General features: G+C 66.9%; 22 protein-coding genes and 1 pseudogene. 10 read left to right on the forward strand and 13 right to left on the reverse strand.

Features of this window, described 5'->3' with window-relative positions; translation table 11 throughout:
* Window positions 1–29: 29 nt before the first annotated feature.
* Genes D3874_RS17045 through vapC form a run of 3 tightly spaced genes read left to right on the forward strand, consistent with a single transcriptional unit; the run spans window position 30 to window position 1,387 of the window.
* Window positions 30–692 carry a LysE family translocator gene (locus tag D3874_RS17045; protein WP_119779140.1) on the forward strand — a complete coding sequence of 221 codons (663 nt, stop codon included), beginning with the start codon at window positions 30–32 and terminating at the stop codon, window positions 690–692.
* Between the two features lie 60 nt (window positions 693–752).
* The gene (locus D3874_RS17050) at window positions 753–983 is read left to right on the forward strand and encodes an antitoxin (RefSeq protein ID WP_119779141.1); all 231 of its coding nucleotides are present in this window, start codon (window positions 753–755) and stop codon (window positions 981–983) included.
* 2 nt (window positions 984–985) lie between these two features.
* Complete coding sequence (gene vapC, locus D3874_RS17055; RefSeq protein ID WP_274380622.1) at window positions 986–1,387, forward strand: type II toxin-antitoxin system tRNA(fMet)-specific endonuclease VapC; 402 nt, start codon at window positions 986–988, stop codon at window positions 1,385–1,387.
* Window positions 1,388–1,393: 6 nt separating this feature from the next.
* Here the strand turns inward: vapC and D3874_RS17060 are convergent, their stop codons facing one another.
* The 3 genes from D3874_RS17060 to D3874_RS17070 form a co-directional block, all read right to left on the reverse strand.
* On the reverse strand, window positions 1,394–2,206 hold the full coding sequence (locus D3874_RS17060; protein WP_147385702.1) for a class I SAM-dependent methyltransferase: 813 nt from the start codon (window positions 2,204–2,206) through the stop codon (window positions 1,394–1,396).
* Between the two features lie 26 nt (window positions 2,207–2,232).
* Entirely contained in the window at window positions 2,233–3,447 is a 1,215-nt protein-coding gene (locus D3874_RS17065) for an argininosuccinate synthase (protein WP_119779143.1), read from the reverse strand.
* Window positions 3,448–3,529: 82 nt separating this feature from the next.
* Window positions 3,530–4,447, reverse strand: a complete 918-nt coding sequence (locus D3874_RS17070; RefSeq protein WP_119779144.1) for a thioesterase family protein — start codon at window positions 4,445–4,447, stop codon at window positions 3,530–3,532.
* Window positions 4,448–4,597: 150 nt separating this feature from the next.
* On the opposite strand from D3874_RS17070, the gene D3874_RS17075 reads away from it, so the two are divergent.
* Together D3874_RS17075 and D3874_RS17080 are read left to right on the forward strand one after the other, a co-directional pair.
* Complete coding sequence (locus D3874_RS17075) at window positions 4,598–5,101, forward strand: winged helix-turn-helix transcriptional regulator (protein ID WP_119779145.1); 504 nt, start codon at window positions 4,598–4,600, stop codon at window positions 5,099–5,101.
* Between the two features lie 62 nt (window positions 5,102–5,163).
* On the forward strand, window positions 5,164–6,660 hold the full coding sequence (locus tag D3874_RS17080) for an amidase (RefSeq protein WP_119779146.1): 1,497 nt from the start codon (window positions 5,164–5,166) through the stop codon (window positions 6,658–6,660).
* Between the two features lie 97 nt (window positions 6,661–6,757).
* Here the strand turns inward: D3874_RS17080 and D3874_RS17085 are convergent, their stop codons facing one another.
* From D3874_RS17085 to D3874_RS17110, 6 genes and pseudogenes are all read right to left on the reverse strand, one after another.
* A complete protein-coding gene (locus D3874_RS17085) occupies window positions 6,758–7,474 on the reverse strand; it encodes a DUF2726 domain-containing protein (protein ID WP_158596079.1) in 717 nt (238 codons plus the stop codon).
* A gap of 315 nt (window positions 7,475–7,789) precedes the next feature.
* On the reverse strand, window positions 7,790–8,125 hold the full coding sequence (locus tag D3874_RS17090; RefSeq protein ID WP_119779148.1) for a helix-turn-helix domain-containing protein: 336 nt from the start codon (window positions 8,123–8,125) through the stop codon (window positions 7,790–7,792).
* On the reverse strand, window positions 8,103–8,489 hold the full coding sequence (locus D3874_RS17095) for a type II toxin-antitoxin system RelE/ParE family toxin (RefSeq protein ID WP_119782338.1): 387 nt from the start codon (window positions 8,487–8,489) through the stop codon (window positions 8,103–8,105). The genes D3874_RS17090 and D3874_RS17095 overlap by 23 nt, the downstream gene beginning before the upstream one ends.
* A gap of 74 nt (window positions 8,490–8,563) precedes the next feature.
* Window positions 8,564–8,794 carry a hypothetical protein gene (locus D3874_RS17100; RefSeq protein WP_119779149.1) on the reverse strand — a complete coding sequence of 77 codons (231 nt, stop codon included), beginning with the start codon at window positions 8,792–8,794 and terminating at the stop codon, window positions 8,564–8,566.
* Between the two features lie 25 nt (window positions 8,795–8,819).
* Window positions 8,820–9,985, reverse strand: a pseudogene (gene rlmN / locus D3874_RS17105) (23S rRNA (adenine(2503)-C(2))-methyltransferase RlmN); the annotation flags it as partial.
* Window positions 9,986–10,012: 27 nt separating this feature from the next.
* Entirely contained in the window at window positions 10,013–10,444 is a 432-nt protein-coding gene (locus D3874_RS17110; RefSeq protein WP_119779150.1) for an invasion associated locus B family protein, read from the reverse strand.
* A gap of 214 nt (window positions 10,445–10,658) precedes the next feature.
* On the opposite strand from D3874_RS17110, the gene D3874_RS17115 reads away from it, so the two are divergent.
* From D3874_RS17115 to D3874_RS17130, 4 genes are all read left to right on the forward strand, one after another.
* Entirely contained in the window at window positions 10,659–11,234 is a 576-nt protein-coding gene (locus tag D3874_RS17115) for a sigma-70 family RNA polymerase sigma factor (RefSeq protein WP_199699107.1), read from the forward strand.
* Window positions 11,231–11,887, forward strand: a complete 657-nt coding sequence (locus D3874_RS17120; protein WP_158596080.1) for a ChrR family anti-sigma-E factor — start codon at window positions 11,231–11,233, stop codon at window positions 11,885–11,887. Before D3874_RS17115 ends, D3874_RS17120 begins: the two co-directional genes overlap by 4 nt.
* A gap of 309 nt (window positions 11,888–12,196) precedes the next feature.
* Window positions 12,197–12,577: a ferritin-like domain-containing protein gene (locus tag D3874_RS30505; RefSeq protein WP_274380623.1), complete on the forward strand. Its 381-nt coding sequence runs from the start codon at window positions 12,197–12,199 to the stop codon at window positions 12,575–12,577.
* Between the two features lie 59 nt (window positions 12,578–12,636).
* Entirely contained in the window at window positions 12,637–13,029 is a 393-nt protein-coding gene (locus D3874_RS17130; protein ID WP_233559978.1) for a c-type cytochrome, read from the forward strand.
* 35 nt (window positions 13,030–13,064) lie between these two features.
* Here D3874_RS17130 and D3874_RS32055 read toward each other — a convergent pair whose 3' ends face one another.
* The 4 genes from D3874_RS32055 to D3874_RS17145 all read right to left on the reverse strand — a co-directional run bounded on the left by D3874_RS32055 (window position 13,065) and on the right by D3874_RS17145 (window position 15,195).
* Entirely contained in the window at window positions 13,065–13,364 is a 300-nt protein-coding gene (locus D3874_RS32055) for a dihydrofolate reductase family protein (RefSeq protein WP_408899991.1), read from the reverse strand.
* Window positions 13,292–13,594 (reverse strand): hypothetical protein, encoded by a 303-nt coding sequence (locus D3874_RS29405; RefSeq protein ID WP_199699109.1) that lies wholly within the window; start codon window positions 13,592–13,594, stop codon window positions 13,292–13,294. Before D3874_RS29405 ends, D3874_RS32055 begins: the two co-directional genes overlap by 73 nt.
* Window positions 13,595–13,647: 53 nt before the next feature.
* Window positions 13,648–14,058, reverse strand: coding sequence for an SRPBCC family protein (locus tag D3874_RS17140; RefSeq protein ID WP_119779154.1), 411 nt, complete (start codon window positions 14,056–14,058; stop codon window positions 13,648–13,650).
* A 150-nt stretch (window positions 14,059–14,208) separates the two neighbouring features.
* Window positions 14,209–15,195 (reverse strand): 2-hydroxyacid dehydrogenase, encoded by a 987-nt coding sequence (locus tag D3874_RS17145; RefSeq protein WP_119779155.1) that lies wholly within the window; start codon window positions 15,193–15,195, stop codon window positions 14,209–14,211.
* A 196-nt stretch (window positions 15,196–15,391) separates the two neighbouring features.
* Between D3874_RS17145 and D3874_RS17150 the strand changes: the two genes are divergently transcribed.
* Complete coding sequence (locus D3874_RS17150) at window positions 15,392–15,937, forward strand: SH3 domain-containing protein (RefSeq protein ID WP_119779156.1); 546 nt, start codon at window positions 15,392–15,394, stop codon at window positions 15,935–15,937.

Here is a 15,937-nt window from a genome sequence, read left to right on the forward strand (position 1 = left end):
CCGCAAGGCCCGATACGAAGGCGCTGACCGTGACTCTGCCGCTCGACCCCCACCTGTTCAAACTCTACCTCGTCGCCGCTACCGTGCTGATCCTCATTCCCGGGCCGGACTTCCTGTTGGTCCTGGGGCGCAGCCTGTTCGAGGGCCGCCAGGCCGGCTGGACCGCGATCGGCGGCATCACCGTGGGCAACACCATCCATTCGACCCTGGCCGCGGCCGGCATCTCGGCCCTGGTCGCGGCCTCGCCCACGCTGTTCCAGGTTCTCAAGCTGCTCGGCGCCGGCTACCTCGCCTGGCTGGGCGCACGCGCCCTGGTCGCCGCCTACCACCACTGGCGGACGGGCGCCGCCCCGGCCGCGCCGGTGACCGGCAACGGGCGCACGCGGCAGATATTTCTCCAGGCGCTGGGCACCAACATGCTGAACGCCAAGGTGATCCTGTTCTACCTCGCCTTCGTGCCCCAGTTCGTCTCGCCCGCCCTGGGCTCGGTCGCCTTGCAGACCTTCATCCTGGGCCTGACGCTGGCGGTCGGCGGCGGCATCTACCTGGGCGTCGTCGCCGCCTTTGCCGCCCGCGCCGCCAACCGCATCGCCGCCAACCGCTGGTTCCGCACGGCGATCGAGGCCTCAAGTGGCGTGATCTTCATCGGCTTCGCCCTGCGCCTGGTCCTGGTCGAACGCAAGTTCGTGTAAAGAGGGTTGAAAGCCAGCACTCCTCGTATATACTTTTGGTATATACGAGGAGATTGAGCGATGGCGGTGGCCAAGGTCTTCCAGTCCGGCAATAGCCAAGCGGTAAGGCTGCCCAAGCAATTCCGGCTCGAGGCCAGCGAGGTCGAGATTTTCAGGCGGGGCGACGAAATCGTCCTGCGCGCGCTTCCCAGTGACATGGCGCATGTCTTCGACCTGATTGCCGAACTTCCCGAAGATATGTTCGCCGACGAGCGTGTCGACCCTCCGCCCCAGAGCCGAAAAGGTCTGTGACTGTGCCGCGCTTTCTGCTCGACACGAACATGATCATCTACATTCGCCGAAACCGGCCGCCGCAGGTACAGAAACGCTTTCACCAACTGGAGGCCGGTGCCGCGGCCATATCGGTGATCACCTACGGAGAGTTGCGATACGGCGCGGAGAAGAGCACCAGCCGAGACAGCAGCCTGGAAAGGCTGGCTGCGCTGGTGTCGCTGCTTCCCGTGCTGGCCTTGCCCGACAGCGCCGCAGAGACCTATGGCCTCCTTCGAGCCGAGCTCGAGCGGCGGGGAGAAATGATCGGCGGCAACGATTTGTGGATCGCGGCCCACGCCTTGTCGGAACAATTCACCCTGGTTACCAACAATGTCCGGGAGTTCCAGCGCATTCCCGGCCTGGCGATCGAAAACTGGATCTAGTCAGCTTCAGCGGTGCCTTGCCTTCAGGCTGAACAGCAGGGGCGTGTCGGGGCCGCTGCCCTTGGGACGGCGCCAGTAGTAGCGGCTTTCGTCCGGGACCATGTCCGGCAGGGCGGCCCAGGCGGCAAAAGGATATTCGCGCAAGTCGCTGACCTGGAGGCCGGCGGCTTCGAGTGCGCCCATGATGTCGGCCAGCGACCAGATCCAGCCGATGCCCGGCTCCCTGGGGATATAGTCCGGCTCGGCGTAGTCGGGCACGCCTTCCAGCACCAGGGGCTCGGGCTTGCTGAAATAGTCGAACTTCTGGAACAGCCGGCCGTCCTCGGCCAGATCGAAGACCAGGCCGGTAGGGTGGGCTTCGAGGATGTAGAAGAAGCCGTCCGGCGCCAGGTGCCGGGCCACGGTCCGGCCCCAGGCCGCGATGTCCGACAGCCAGTTGATCGCGCCATGCGAGGTGAAGACGCGGTCGAACTTCTGCCCCAGATCGAGATCCAGGACATCGGCCTCGACAAACTCGGCCCAGGCCGACAGGCGCAGCTTCTCGGCCAGGGCGCGGGCCGCCTCGACCGCCTTGGCCGAGAAATCGACGCCCACCACCTTGGTGGCGCCCAGGCGCAGCAGGCTCAAGGTGTCGAGCCCGAAGTGACATTGCAGGTGCAGCAGGTTCTTGCGCAGCAGCGGGTTCAGCGCCTCGCGCTCGATCGGCCCCACGGTACAGCGCCCGCCCAGGAACCCTTCCACGTCGTAGAAGGGCGATTCCCGGTGCAGGTCGGTGACCTCGTCCCAGTGGCGCCGGTTGGGCGCGTGCTCGCTGCGCATGGCCGGCGCCTCTGGAACCTGGTCCTTCACTGGTTCATGCCACGGCGGCGCAGCAGCTTCAGGCGCAGGGCGTTCAGCTTGATGAAACCTTCGGCGTCATGCTGGTCGTAGACCGCATCTTCCTCGAAGGTGACGTGGCTGAGCGAGTAGAGCGTATTGGGGCTCTTGCGCCCGACCACGCGGACCGAACCCTTGTAGAGCTTCAGCCGCACCGTACCCGAAACATGTTCCTGGCTCTTGTCGATCAGGGCCTGGAGCATTTCGCGTTCCGGGCTGAACCAGAAGCCGTTGTAGATCAGCTCGGCATAGCGGGGCATCAGCTCGTCCTTGAGGTGGCCGGCGCCGCGGTCGAGCGTGATCGATTCGATGCCGCGGTGGGCGGCGTGCAGGACGGTGCCGCCCGGCGTCTCGTAGACGCCGCGCGACTTCATGCCGACGAAGCGGTTCTCGACCAGGTCCAGGCGGCCGATGCCGTTGGCGCCGCCCAGGTCGTTCAGGCGGGCGAGCAGGGTCGCCGGCGACAGGCGCTCGCCGTCGATGGCAACCGCGTCGCCCCTCTCGAACTCGACCTCGATATAGGTCGGCTTGTCGGGGGCGGCTTCGGGCGAGACGGTGCGGCTGTAGACGAATTCCCCGGGCTCCTCCCAGGGGTCTTCCAGCACCTTGCCCTCGGACGAGGTGTGCAGCAGGTTGGCGTCGACCGAGAACGGGGCCTCGCCGCGCTTGTCCTTGGCGATCGGAATCTGGTGCTTCTCGGCGAAGTCGATCAGCTTGGTGCGCGAGGTCAGGTCCCATTCGCGCCACGGCGCGATGACGCGGATGCCGGGCTCCAGCGCGTAGTAGGACAGCTCGAAGCGGACCTGGTCATTGCCCTTGCCGGTGGCGCCATGGGCCACGGCGTCGGCGCCGACCTTGCGGGCGATCTCGATCTGGCGCTTGGCGATCAGCGGCCGGGCGATCGAGGTGCCCAGCAGGTAGACACCCTCGTAGAGCGCATTGGCACGGAACATCGGGAAGACGAAATCGCGGGTGAATTCCTCGCGCAGGTCCTCGATGAAGATTTCTTTCACCCCGGCCATCTCGGCCTTGCGGCGCGCCGGCTCCAGCTCCTCGCCCTGGCCCAGGTCGGCAGTGAAGGTCACCACCTCGCAGCCGTAGGCTTCCTGCAGCCATTTCAGAATTACCGAGGTATCGAGCCCGCCTGAATAGGCGAGCACGACCTTGCCAACGTCGCGCGCCATAACATCCGTCCTTGGATAGTGCCCCTATCGTGGGCGGGCGCAGTATAGGGAAAAGCCTCGGGCGCTCAAGTCGCGGCCAAGCTTATTCCGGCAGCGGCAGCAGGATCACCGGCTGGCTGGTCGTGCCGATCTCGCCCTTGACGTCATAGAGCGTGCCTTCCGACATGCCGAAGCCCGCCGGGTTCCAGCGGCTGACCGGCTTCATGCCGATCCAGTCGCCCGCCGGCCGGCGCCACAACTGGATGGTCAGGGACGGGTTGGGGAAGGCTGCCGCTTTGGGGCTGTGCCAGCCGTCGGGCCGGGCGATGCCGCTGGCCCAGTCGGCCACGGCGATGACGTGGGGCAGGATGTGGGCGGGATCGCCGATCGAGACGGTCGGCCGCATCCAGACGATGCCGTCCGGGCCCGCGCGCCAGGTCAGGGCATCCTTGAACCACGGCTGGTTCGGCCGGTGAACCGGCGCGATTTCCGGCTGGCCCTGCGGATCGAAGACATCTTCAGTCGGCAGCGAGGGCAGGCCGGCGATCGCCAGGTCCCTGGCGAAGGTGAAGCGGCCTTCGGCCCGCAGCGCCCCGTCGACCTCGATGAACGCATCGACCAGGTTCAGGCGCCGGCCCGGCTGGGCCACCTCGGCGAAGGCGGTCAACCGGCCCTGCTTCAGCGGCCGCAGGAACTGGATATGGGCGCCGATCGGCGTACCCAGGCCCTGGTCGAGCGCCAGCGCCTCGGCCCGGTTGGCCAGCAGCCCGCCGATGGCGCCGCCGTGCAGGGTGCCGAAAGGGCCGTTGGCCATCGGTTGCGTATCAAAACCCTCAGCGGTTTCGACGAAGATCCCGTTCGCGGCCAGAACCACCGGCGGCGCCGGGACGAGGAACGGTTCCACCGGCTCTGCCGGCGCGTGCGGAAAAAGGCTCTCGATCTTGAAGTCGAGCTGGGGCGGCGAGGTGGGGCGCGGCGTGTCGCCGGCGGGCTCGGGTTGTTGGCGTGACGACGGAGCCATAAAGCTGGTCCTTTCATGCAACCACGGCCATTAGGCCAAAACGCGCGGCAACGGGCAATTACCTCTGCGATCATAGCAGGTGTGTGATCTCGTATACCGTCCAACAGGACTACAGTTGCAAATCAAAACCTATCGCGCTAGCCTTCCGGCATGACTCGGAACTCGCTTGCCCCGCTCAATTGCTCGCTGGCCCGCACCCTCGATCTGGTCGGCGAATGGTGGACCCTGCTGATCATCCGCGAGGCCGCCTTCGGCACCCGCCGGTTCCAGGATTTTGCCGAGCGGCTGGGCGTTGCCCGCAACATCCTCTCGGCCCGGCTCAAGCGCCTGGTGGCGGAAGGGCTGATGGCCCGCCTGACCAAGGACGGCAGCCGCGAGGTCGAGTACCGCCTGACGCCCAAGGGCGAGGCGCTGTTCCCGGTCCTGGTCACCCTGCTGCAGTGGGGCGACGCCCATTGCACCGGACATGCCCCGCCGATCATCCTGGTCGACCGGGTGGCGGGCCAGCCCCTGCCCAAGGTCGAGGTGCGCGCCGCCGATGGCCGGGCCCTGGGGATCCACGACCTGCGCGCCCTGCCCGGTCCCGGCGCCGACGAGGCATTGCACCAGCGCCTGGGCCGCCCCCGGGTCGCCGCCCTGATGAAGGCGGTTTGACACGGCCCTTGCGGATTTCGCCGGCCCCCCGATAGTGGCAGGGGGACGCAACGGGGCCGGGCATGAAGAACTTCGACTACACCAGCTTTGATGCCACCGGCCTGGCCGACCTGGTAGCCCGGCGCGAGGTGACGCCGGGCGAGTTGCTGGACGCCGCCATCGAGCGGGCCGACGCGATAAACCCCAGGCTGAATGCCATCATCTCGCGCTTCGATGCCCGGGCGCGTCGGCGGGTCGAGCACGAGCCGCTGAACGGCCCCTTCGCCGGCGTGCCCTTCCTGCTCAAGGATTTCCTGCAGGACTATGCCGGCGAGCGCTCCACCTACGGCAACAAGGGCCTGAAGCGGGCCGACTATCGCCCGGACCGCAATGCGACGCTGGTCGACCGCTTCCTGGCCGCGGGCGTGGTGCCCTTCGGCCATACCAATTCGCCCGAATTCGGCTTCAAGGGCGTGACCGAGCCCGAGGCCCACGGCCCCACCCGCAATCCTTGGAACCTGGACTACCTGCCCTACGGCTCCAGCGGCGGCTCGGCCTCGGCGGTGGCGGCCGGCATCGTGCCCATGGCCGGGGCCAGCGACGGCGGCGGCTCGATCCGCCTGCCCGCCTCGGCCTGCGGCTTGTTCGGCTTCAAGCCCGGGCGCGGGCGCACGCCCTCGGGCCCCGACTATGCCGAGATGATGCACGGCGGCGCGGTCTCGCACGTGGTCTCGCGCAGCGTGCGCGACAGCGCCCGCATGCTCGATGCGATCCAGGGCCCTGAACTGGGCGGCCCCTTCGCCATTGCCCCGCCCGAGCGGCCCTATGCGCAAGAGCTGGGCCGCGATCCGGGCAGCCTGAAGATCGGCTTCTGCACCCGCTCGCCCATCGGCACGCCGGTCGATCCCGAGTGCGTCCGCGCGGTGACCGACACCGCCCGCCTGCTGGAGAGCCTGGGCCACACGATCGAGGAGGCCGAGCCCGCCATCGACGGCGATGCCCTGGCCGATGATTTCCTCTCGGTCTATTTCGCTATGGCGGGGGCGGCGGTGGCCGCGGTGAAGCAGCAGGCCGGTTGCGGCAACGAGGGCTTCGAGCTCGATACGCTGGGCATCGCCGGCATCGGCCGGGCGATCAGCGCGCCCGACTACATCGCCATTCACGATCGCTGGAACACCTACAATCGCGCCCTGGCCGATTTCCATGGGCGCTACGACTTGTACCTGACCCCGACCAACGCCCTGCCCCCGCCCCGTGTCGGCGAACAGGACACGCCGGCCGGCGACCGGGCGGCCTTGCGCGTGATCCTGGCCCTGCGCCTGTCCTGGGTGCTGCTGAAGACCGGCTACGTCCACAAGATGGCGCGCCGCCTCCTGCAATGGACGCCGTTCACCCAATTGGCCAACCTGACCGGCACCCCGTCCATGAGCCTGCCCCTGCATTGGGCCGCGACCGGCCTGCCCATCGGCGTGCAGATCGGCGCCGGCGTCGGCGGCGAAGGCCTGCTATTCCGCGTGGCGTCTCAACTGGAACAAGCCAAGCCCTGGGCCGACCAGCGCCCGCCGATATTCGCGGCGTAACCTCAAGGTCGTCATCCCGGCGCAGGCCGGGATCCATTCGGGGGCAGCGCGCGACGTCTCAATGGATTCCGGCCTTCGCCGGAATGACTGATGAATCTTACGCTGAGGGGCCGGCGTCCGGTATTGCCTGGTCTGGCGTTTTTGGTGACGGCACACCGCGATTCGGGGAGACCGGATTGATAACGCGGGCTATGCGCATGATCTCCCGAACGAGGTCATCAGGGCCGTGTTCGGGCGTCATCTCGATGTAGCGAACACCGGCTTTCCGCAAGGCTTCTTTCTTAACGGCGTCGCGAGCCGGCGCCGAGCCCTGGTAATGACCATGCCCCTGATATTCGATCGCGACGATGGGGTCGCCGGCCTGCGTCACGATCAGCACATCGGCGCGCTTGCTGTTGATCGCCGCATAGGCATCTGCACTGGGAGACGACAGGATTTCGCCGAGGCTGACCTGCGCCATCACCCGCCAGGACAGGCCCGTTTCTTTCACCGCATTCTCCGCTGCGTAGAAGACGAGCGCCTCCGACTTGGAGAGGAGGGGGCGCTTGCTGAAGACAGCCTTCATGACGACACGAAGCTGCTCGGGAGCATCGGCAATTGGCGGAACCGCAGTATTGCGAACCCAGAAAATGTTGTCGGCCGGCTTTCGCCCACGCGCCTCTCTCCTGGCGCGCCAGCGACGTTTCATGAACTCGGCGCGCCAATGCTCCAATACCATGCCAATGATAACGCCGCCGACGATCAGCGCGATGAGATGGATGTCTACCGAGGCGATTTCACCGATTTGCCCCTCAATGAAATGGATGTCCGCCATGGCAAATTCACCGACTTGGATAGGTTGAGGAACTTTCGGTCGCGGATCGGGATTTTCAGTACGGATTGATCGGGCGCGCGCTTCCCCGGGCGCAATGCACCTGCGACCGCAGTATTCCGCGGAAATGGTTAGCCATTCGTTACTCTCGGGCGGTGCAACCCTGAGGTCGCCATCCCGACGAAGACCGGGATTCATTCCGGGGCTGCGCGCGACGTCTCAATGGATTCCGGCCTGCGCCGGAATGACGGCGAATGAGTATGAACCGGCTACAAGTTGCGCACCTGGAATGGTCACGGCATCAAGGCCGAACAGTGGCTAAAAGACCACGTCGATGCCCTTGCGGCGGATGATGTTGAGCAGGGCAAGCGCCGGGCCGGTCGGCCGTTTCACGCCGCGCTCCAACTGCGACACATATCCGGGCGTCATATTGAGATAGCGCGCGAACACGGCCTGGCTGAGGCGCGCGGCCTGACGAATGGCGCGAATGTCTTCCGGACCGATCGGCGCCTCCGCCGGTACACCGGCTGCCCCCAGGTGGCGCAGGGTGATCTTCTCGTGCATCGCTGCATCCATGACGCCGGTACGACGCATGTCGTCGGCCGTTTCGAGCAGAGCCTTGGTCAGTCGGCTAGCTTGGCCCGTTTTCGTCATCCGCCACCTCCTCCAATGCCTTGTCCTTGACCGCTTGCGCAATGCTTTCAGGCGATGCCGCCAGCCAAACCGCCCCGATCTCCCGCAGCGTCAGCAATTCGTGAGGCTCGATGTTCTCGCGCTCGTTCTTGGCAAAGCCGTAAAGGAACACGGCCCGATCGCCCCGGCGATAGGCCACCAGCATTCGATATCCGCCAGACTTGCCTTTCCCGGTGCGGGCGACCCGCAGCTTGACCAAGCCGCCGCCGAGGTCGGCGTCCACAAGGCCTCGTTCTGCCTGGTTGATCGCCTCCCGCAAGCGGCCATCGCCAAGCCGCTCGCGCCGCAGGAATCTCGCCATCCACCGGGTCTTGTAGACTTTCACCAGCAATGCCTAGTTCACAGAACTATAGTACGAGGAATTATAATTTTAAATAGGTATTCCGCGCCTGCGGCCAATCAACCCTCGCGCGGCGGGCGTAGCCGGCGGAGTTCGGCGGTGATGTTGCCGGCGGCCAGGAAGATCGAGCCGATCAGGAGGACCAGGCCGGGGCCCGAAGCGAGGGCTTGCAGGGCCACCACCGCGCCCACGCCGCCGTTCTCGAAGACACCGGCCTCGCGCAGGCCGGCCAGCGCCGAAAGCAGCCACAGGCCGCCCAATACCAGCAGTACGATGCCCGTCACACGCATGGCCCGGCCCTCTCGGAATGGCTGCTCAGGCGGCCGGCGGGATCGCGGCGGCGTCCTTGGCGGCAAAGGCGGCGGCGACCTGCTGGCGCAGAATATCCGCCTTGCGCTGGCGCACCGAATCCGACTTGAGCTGGCCGCAGGCGGCCATGATGTCCTCGCCGCGCGGGGTGCGCACGGGGCTGGCATAGCCCGCATCAAAGACGATCTGCGAGAAGGTCTTGATCGCCTGCGGGGTCGAGCGCTCGAAGGGCGCGCCGGGCCAGGGGTTGAACGGGATCAGGTTGACCTTGGCCGGGATGCCCTGGATCAGGCGCACCAGGGCACGGGCATCGGCCGGGCTGTCGTTGACGCCGCTGAGCATCACATATTCGAAGGTGATGCGGCGGGCATTGTTGAGGCCGGGATAGTCGCGGCAGGCCTGCATCAGTTCGGCGATCGGGTACTTCTTGTTGAGCGGCACGATCGCATCGCGCACCTCGTCGGTCACGGCGTGGAGCGAGACCGCCAGGTTCACCCCAATTCCTCGCCGCAGCGCTTCATCAAGGGCACCACGCCGGCGGTCGACAGGGTGATGCGCCGGCGCGACAGCGACAGGCCCTCGTTGTCCATGGCGATGCGCAAAGCGGCCGCGACATTGTCGAAATTATAGAGCGGCTCGCCCATGCCCATCATGACGATGTTCGAGACCAGCCGGCCTTCGATGGGCGAGGGCCATTCGCCCAACGCGTCGCGGGCGATCATGATCTGGCCGACGATCTCGGCCGCCGAGAGATTGCGCACCAGGGTCTGGGTGCCGGTGTGGCAGAAGCGGCAGGTCAGGGTGCAGCCGACCTGGGACGAGACGCACAGGGTGCCGCGGTCGTCGTCGGGAATGAAGACGGTCTCGACCTCCTGGCCGTCGTCCCACTTCACCAGCCACTTCCGGGTGCCGTCGACCGATTCGAGCGCCCGGCTGATCACCGGCCGATGCACGTCGGCGACCGCGCCCAAGGCCGCCCGCAGGTCCTTGGAGAGCGAGGACATGTCCTCGATCCGCGTGGCGCCGCGGTTGTACATCCAGTGCCAGAGCTGCTGGACGCGCATGCGCCGCGACTTGCCGCCCTGCTCGATCTCGTCCAGCACGCGGCCGAGCGCCTCGCGGTCGAGCCCGATCAGGTTGAGCTTGGAACCGTCGGTCGGCAGGAGGGGCGGCAGCGTGTCGGTCATGTCAGTGGTCGATCAGAGGCCGCAGGCCTTCCCGATCGCGTCCAGCGCGGCCGAGATGCCCTTGAGGCTGTAGGTGTCGGTGGTCTTGGTACCGCGCTGCGATTCGCCGCGCACCACCGCGCTCGAACCCTTGCGCAGGGCGGCGACGATGTCGTTGTCGGTCTCGCTCTTGCGGGCCCAGGCATTCTCGCCGTCGGTGAAGAGGTCGAACTTCTTGGTGCCGATGGTGACGGAGGCCGTCGAGCCGGCCTTGAACGGATAGCCGACCAGCACCTGCACCTGGTTGCGGATACCGCCATCCTGAAAATGCGAGATCAGGATGAAGATGTCGCCACGCTTGGCGTCGGCGGGTTCGGTCTTGGTCGGCTTGGACGAGACCAGGCAGACATCCTTGCCGCCCTGCTTCGTCTTGAACGCCTGCCAGTCGCCGAAATTGCCCAGCAACGGATTGTCTTCGGCCTGGGCCGAAAGGGGACGATCGCGACGGCGACCGTCATTGACAGAAACATGCCGAACAGGGCGAATAGGGAGCGTTTCATGGCGCCTGATCATTGACCTTCAACGAGAGGCGCCAAGATAGCCGGGCAGGCCCCGCATTTCCACCCCTGCCCTTGCCGACCGCAGGATCAGACTTGTCTGGCATGAGAAACGACGGCCGATGACCAGGATGAGCGCCGCAGCGCCGATCGATCGGGAGATCCTGGCCGACCTCGTCGAAGCCGTGGCGCAGCGCGCCGACAAGGCCGCTTTCGCCCAGCTTTTCGGCCACTTTGCGCCAAGACTGAAAGCCTATCTGATGCGCCTGGGCGCCGGCGGCACGGTTGCCGAGGAACTGGTGCAGGAGGTCATGCTGACCATCTGGCGCAAGTCGGCCAGCTTCGACCGGCGCCAGTCCTCGGTCTCGACCTGGATCTACACGATCGCGCGCAACCGCCGCATCGACCTGATTCGCCGCGAGAAGCACCCCGAACTCGACCCCGACGATCCCGCCCTGGCGCCGAGCCAGCCGGCCGCCGCGGACGTGGCGGTCGACGAGGAGCGGCGCGACCGGGTCCTGCGCCAGGCGATTCTCGACCTGCCGGATGAACAGGCCGACTTGCTCAAGCTCGCATTTTATGAAGGAAAGTCGCATGCCGAGATTGCCGCAGAACGGGATTTGCCCCTGGGTACGGTAAAATCGCGCCTCAGGCTGGCCTTCAATCGCCTGCGCAAGACCATGGAGCCGTTGCGTTGACCCCGTCGCATCATCCGCCGCTCGAACTGCTGTTCGACTATGCCGCCGGGACCCTGGGCCCGGCGACGGCGTTGGTGATCGAGATGCACCTGGCCCTGTGCCCGCACTGCCGGGACGAGGTCGCCACCTTCGAGAGCGCCGGCGGCGAATTGCTTGAGGCGATCGGGCCGGTGGCCATGGCGGCCGACGCCTTCGACCAATTGCTGCGCCGGCTCGACGTGCCCGTCGAGGCGAACCCTGCGCCGGTCGAGACCGACGACCCGATCCTGGCGGTGCTGCCCAAGGCCATCCAGCGGATCGGCGCGCAGGCGCTGGCGACGACGAAATGGCGCACCCTGGTGCCGGGCGTGCGGGTGCTGGACCTGCCCTTGCCGACCGCCCCCAAGGGCACCGTCCAATTGATCAAGGTGGGCGCCGGCCGCGGCGTGCCGCGCCACACCCACGCCGGCAACGAGTTCACCCTGGTGCTGAACGGCGTCTTCAACGACGAAAACGGCCACTTCGCCAAGGGCGACCTGCAGATCACCGATCCGACCGTGACCCACCGCCCCCTCGCCGAACCCGGCGAGATGTGCGTGGTCCTGGCGGTCACCGATGCGCCGCTGCGCCTGACCGGCATGCTGGGCGTGATCCAGCGCAGCCTGGGCTACTGAGTGCAGCCTCGCGCCGAAGTTCAAGCCTTGGGATTGGCGCGGCGCGAAACCTTCGGTTCACGAAATCCGATCACGCCGCAGCGCTCGTAGATCAGCCGTCGACGCAAGAACGTCGGCCCAACTGATCGGACGAGACACCATGCAAGACCTTTCTCTCGCCGCCGTGCCGGCCAATTCCCCCCTGTTGCTCGATCGCCGCGGCCTGCTGCGGGGCGTGCGCACCGTCGGCCTCAGTGCCGCCGCCGTGGCCCTGCTCGGCGGGCCGAGAACGTCGCCCGGGCGCAGGGCGCCACGGCGGGTGACGTCGATATTCTCAACGTCGCCCTGGGCCTGGAGCACGAAGCGATCGCCGCCTACCAGATCGGCGCCGAATCGAAGCTGCTGAAGCCCGAGGTGCTCAAGGTCGCGGTCGCCTTCCAGGGCCATCACAAGGGCCACCGCGACGCGCTGGCCGCCACGGTCAAGAAACTGGGCGGCACGCCGGTCGAGGCCAAGGCGATCGCCGACTATGCCAAGGCGCTCAACGCCGGCGCCCTGAAGGACCAGGCGGGCGTGGTCGGCCTCGCCATCAAGCTGGAGCTGGGGCCGCCAACGCCTATCTGGGCGTCATCCCGTCCTTCGAAGACAAGGCCCTGGCCCAGATCGCCGGCCGCCTCGCCGCCGACGAGACCATGCACTGGACCGCCCTGATGGGGGTCGCGGGCGGGCCGCTGCCGGCCCAGCCCCTGAGCTTCGGCGCCTGAGGGAGCATGGGATGCCCGGCCGGGCCGGGCATCCCGCACCTTGCCATGCGCCATCTCCTGTTGATCATCGCCGCGCTGGGCCTTGCCCGGCCGGCCCTGGCCGCCGACCTCGCCCATGGCGAGGTGCTTTACAACGCCCGCTGCGGCGCCTGCCATTCGCCCGATGCGGACCGCGTCGGCCCGCACCATCGCGGCGTCGTGGGGCGCGTCGCCGGCACGGTGGAGGGCTTTGCCTATTCGCCGGCGCTGAAGGCCGCCGGCCTGACCTGGACGCCCGACCTGCTGGACCGCTGGCTGACCAAACCGGCTGCGCTGGTGCCCGGCACAAGGATGGTTTTTCGCGTCGCCGACCCGGCCGACCGGGCCGACATCATCGCCTATCTGGAAAGCCTGAAATGACCGCGTGGATTGGTACCGACCGGCGAGTCGCGCGATCAAGCAGGAACATATGTCAGCCTGATCACGCCCTCGCCAACGTGATCGGTGGCAACCAGGCGGAGCGGTGGCCGCGGGCCGGCGAAGAATGGCTTGCCGCGACCAAGCACGACGGGGTGGAAGTAGAGCCGATACTCATCAATCAGGCCAAGGTCGGTCAGGCTTCGCGCCAAGTCTGGCCCGGAAACGGCCATCTCCCCGACGAGCCGAGCCTTCAGGCCACGTATCACCGCCTCGATGTCATCCTCGACAAGGGTGGCGTTGGGCCGACTGACTTCAGTGAGCGCGACACGACCCATTTCGGTTGGCGCCGCCACGCCACCGCGAACTCGCGTTGCGCCGCATTCCACTCAGGACGGTCTTCGTCCCAATAGCGCATGATCTCGTACATGCGGCGACCGTATACGCTGCCCGCCAGGTCGCGCACGTGATCCGTCCAGTGACGAAAGAGCGTGGGGCCGGTCGCCATTTCCATGTAGTCGACGTAGCCGTCCAGGGACTGGTTCATGCCAAAGACGAGCGTCGCCATGCCGCAAAACCTCCACCGCCACTAGGCGGCTTCAAGCCGTGCCTTCAGCTTCTTCAGGCCGCCCCGATGACCGAGCGCACCAGCAGTTCGGTGGCCGCCCCGGTGAAGGGGATGCGCGGGTCGAATTCGATGCGGTAGTCGATCTCGGTGCCGCCGCCGGCGGCATCGGTCAGGCGGATCCGCCCCAGGTGGTTCTTGATCGGGCTGCCCTCGATCACCGTGTATTCGACATATTCGCCGGGGATGTAGCCGGTGACCTTCTCGTCGGTATAGCTGACCCCGAAGGATACCCGGCGGACCGAGCCCGTGCCGTTGACCCCGCCGGGGCCGCTGCCGTCGATGATGCGCCGGGTCTTGCCGGGCAGCAGCGAGCCGAACTTGTCGTGATCGCCGAGCCAGGCGAAAACCACCTCGCGCGGCGCCTTCACGGTCTTGGTCAGGTGAATGTTCCGGCTGGCCATCATGCCCCTCGTTTCCTTGATCCCTTGGGGCGCGAGGATCGGGCAAACCCCGGGGGCCGTCCATGTCCGGATGGAGTAGAGGGGCTAATTTCCGCCTTCCAGACCCGCCGTCATCCCGGCGAAGGCCGGGATGACGCTTGTGAGTCTGGACGGTTACAGCAACCCTTCCAGCACGCGGTCGGGCGGGCGGTGGCCGTCGACGAAGGTCTTGATGTTGATGATCACCTTCTCGCCCATGTCGAGGCGGCCCTCGATGGTGGCCGAGCCCATGTGCGGCAGCAGCACGACATTGTCGAGGGCGACCAGCTTGGGGTTCACCGCCGGCTCGTGCTCGAACACGTCGAGGCCGGCACCGGCCAGCTCGCCGGCGACCAGCATGCGGGTCAGGGCATTTTCGTCGACCACTTCGCCACGCGCGGTGTTCACCAGGATCGCGTGCTTCTGCAACAGCTTGAGCCGCCGCGCCGAAAGCAGGTGATAGGTCGCCGGCGTGTGCGGGCAATTGACCGAGATGATGTCCATCCGGGCCATCATCTGGTCGAGGCTTTCCCAATAGGTCGCCTCGAGCTCCTGCTCGACCTCGTCGGCCACCCTGTTGCGATTGTGATAGTGGATCGACATGCCGAAAGCGCGCGCCCGGCGCGCGACCGCCGTGCCGATGCGGCCCATGCCGACGATCCCCAAGCGCTTGCCCCAGATGCGGCGGCCCAGCATCCAGGTGGGCGACCAGCCGCTCCACTCGCCCGAGCGGACCACCCGCTCGCCCTCGGCCAGGCGGCGCGAGGTGGACAGAATCAGGGCGATGGTCATGTCGGCGGTGTCTTCGGTCAGCACGCCGGGGGTGTTGGTGACGGTGATGCCGCGCTGGCGGGCGGCAGCCAGGTCGATGTGGTCGACGCCGGTGCCGAAATTGGCGATCAGGCGCAGATTGGGGTTGGCATGGGCGAGGATGCGGCCGTCGATACGGTCGGTCACGGTCGGCACCAGGATCTCGGCCGTCTTCACCGCCTCGATCAATTCGGCCTGGGACATCGGATGATCGTCGGGATTGAGCTTGGTATTGAACAACTCCATCATCCGCGTCTCGATCGCTTCGGGCAGTTTTCTCGTCACGATCACGAGCGGCTTTTTGGTCGACATCGTCCTCTCCCTGGGCGGCGGATTTCAAGGCTTCCGCGGCGCGGCAGGCCCTTACCTAGCAGACTTGCCCGCCGGTTCAAAGCCGCCGTTCTCGCGTGCTCGCCCAATCGGCGGACGGGGCCGCCTTGACCGCGACGCGCCGGCGCACGACAGTTGGCGCCTGCCGATTCGGCATGTGTTCTGGCCTCGAGATTTGATGACACGCCTTCGCCCGCTCGCCGTTGTCTGCGCCTTGCTTTTGCTCCCGGCAAGCGGTCTCGCCCCGGCCCTGGCACAGAGCGCCGACGCCCCGGCGGCCGAGGCGCCCCAGGCCGGCAACGAGGACGAGTCGGGCCCGAAGACCCCGCGCTTCGTCTCGCTGGGGTCGAGCGAGATCAACGTGCGCACGGGGCCGGGCTCGCAATACCCGATCGCCTGGAAATACGTCCGCGCCGGCCTGCCGGTGGAAATCGTGGCCGAGTTCGAATACTGGCGCAAAATCCGCGATCAGGACGGCTCGGTCGGCTGGGTGCACAAGAGCCTGCTGTCGGGCAAGCGTTTCGTCGTGGTGGTGGGGGCCGCGCGCGTGGTCTTCGACGAGGCGGCGGAAACCTCGCGCCCCATCGTCCGGCTCGAGGCGGGGGTCGTCGCGCGGCTGAACCGCTGCCGCGGCGACTGGTGCCGGGTCGATATCGAGGGCTATCGCGGCTGGCTGAAACGGGCTTGGCTGTGGGGCATCTATCCCGACGAGACGGTCAATTGA

It is taken from the genome of Oleomonas cavernae (assembly GCF_003590945.1).
GTDB classification, from domain to species: domain Bacteria; phylum Pseudomonadota; class Alphaproteobacteria; order Zavarziniales; family Zavarziniaceae; genus Zavarzinia; species Zavarzinia cavernae.

Bases quoted from the DNA above. Each gene is read 5' to 3' on its own strand.
- D3874_RS17085 (WP_158596079.1), bottom strand. From the start codon at position 7,474: ATGGCGGACATCCATTTCATTGAGGGGCAAATCGGTGAAATCGCCTCG.
- D3874_RS32055 (WP_408899991.1), bottom strand. From the start codon at position 13,364: ATGGGTCGTGTCGCGCTCACTGAAGTCAGTCGGCCCAACGCCACCCTT.
- D3874_RS29405 (WP_199699109.1), bottom strand. From the start codon at position 13,594: ATGGCGACGCTCGTCTTTGGCATGAACCAGTCCCTGGACGGCTACGTC.
- D3874_RS17090 (WP_119779148.1), bottom strand. From the start codon at position 8,125: ATGACGAAAACGGGCCAAGCTAGCCGACTGACCAAGGCTCTGCTCGAA.
- D3874_RS17145 (WP_119779155.1), bottom strand. From the start codon at position 15,195: ATGTCGACCAAAAAGCCGCTCGTGATCGTGACGAGAAAACTGCCCGAA.
- D3874_RS17130 (WP_233559978.1), top strand. From the start codon at position 12,637: ATGGGATGCCCGGCCGGGCCGGGCATCCCGCACCTTGCCATGCGCCAT.
- D3874_RS17065 (WP_119779143.1), bottom strand. From the start codon at position 3,447: ATGGCGCGCGACGTTGGCAAGGTCGTGCTCGCCTATTCAGGCGGGCTC.
- D3874_RS17080 (WP_119779146.1), top strand. From the start codon at position 5,164: ATGAAGAACTTCGACTACACCAGCTTTGATGCCACCGGCCTGGCCGAC.
- D3874_RS17050 (WP_119779141.1), top strand. From the start codon at position 753: ATGGCGGTGGCCAAGGTCTTCCAGTCCGGCAATAGCCAAGCGGTAAGG.
- D3874_RS17070 (WP_119779144.1), bottom strand. From the start codon at position 4,447: ATGGCTCCGTCGTCACGCCAACAACCCGAGCCCGCCGGCGACACGCCG.
- D3874_RS17060 (WP_147385702.1), bottom strand. From the start codon at position 2,206: ATGCGCAGCGAGCACGCGCCCAACCGGCGCCACTGGGACGAGGTCACC.
- D3874_RS17140 (WP_119779154.1), bottom strand. From the start codon at position 14,058: ATGATGGCCAGCCGGAACATTCACCTGACCAAGACCGTGAAGGCGCCG.
- D3874_RS17100 (WP_119779149.1), bottom strand. From the start codon at position 8,794: ATGCGTGTGACGGGCATCGTACTGCTGGTATTGGGCGGCCTGTGGCTG.
- D3874_RS17150 (WP_119779156.1), top strand. From the start codon at position 15,392: ATGACACGCCTTCGCCCGCTCGCCGTTGTCTGCGCCTTGCTTTTGCTC.
- D3874_RS17115 (WP_199699107.1), top strand. From the start codon at position 10,659: ATGACCAGGATGAGCGCCGCAGCGCCGATCGATCGGGAGATCCTGGCC.
- D3874_RS17075 (WP_119779145.1), top strand. From the start codon at position 4,598: ATGACTCGGAACTCGCTTGCCCCGCTCAATTGCTCGCTGGCCCGCACC.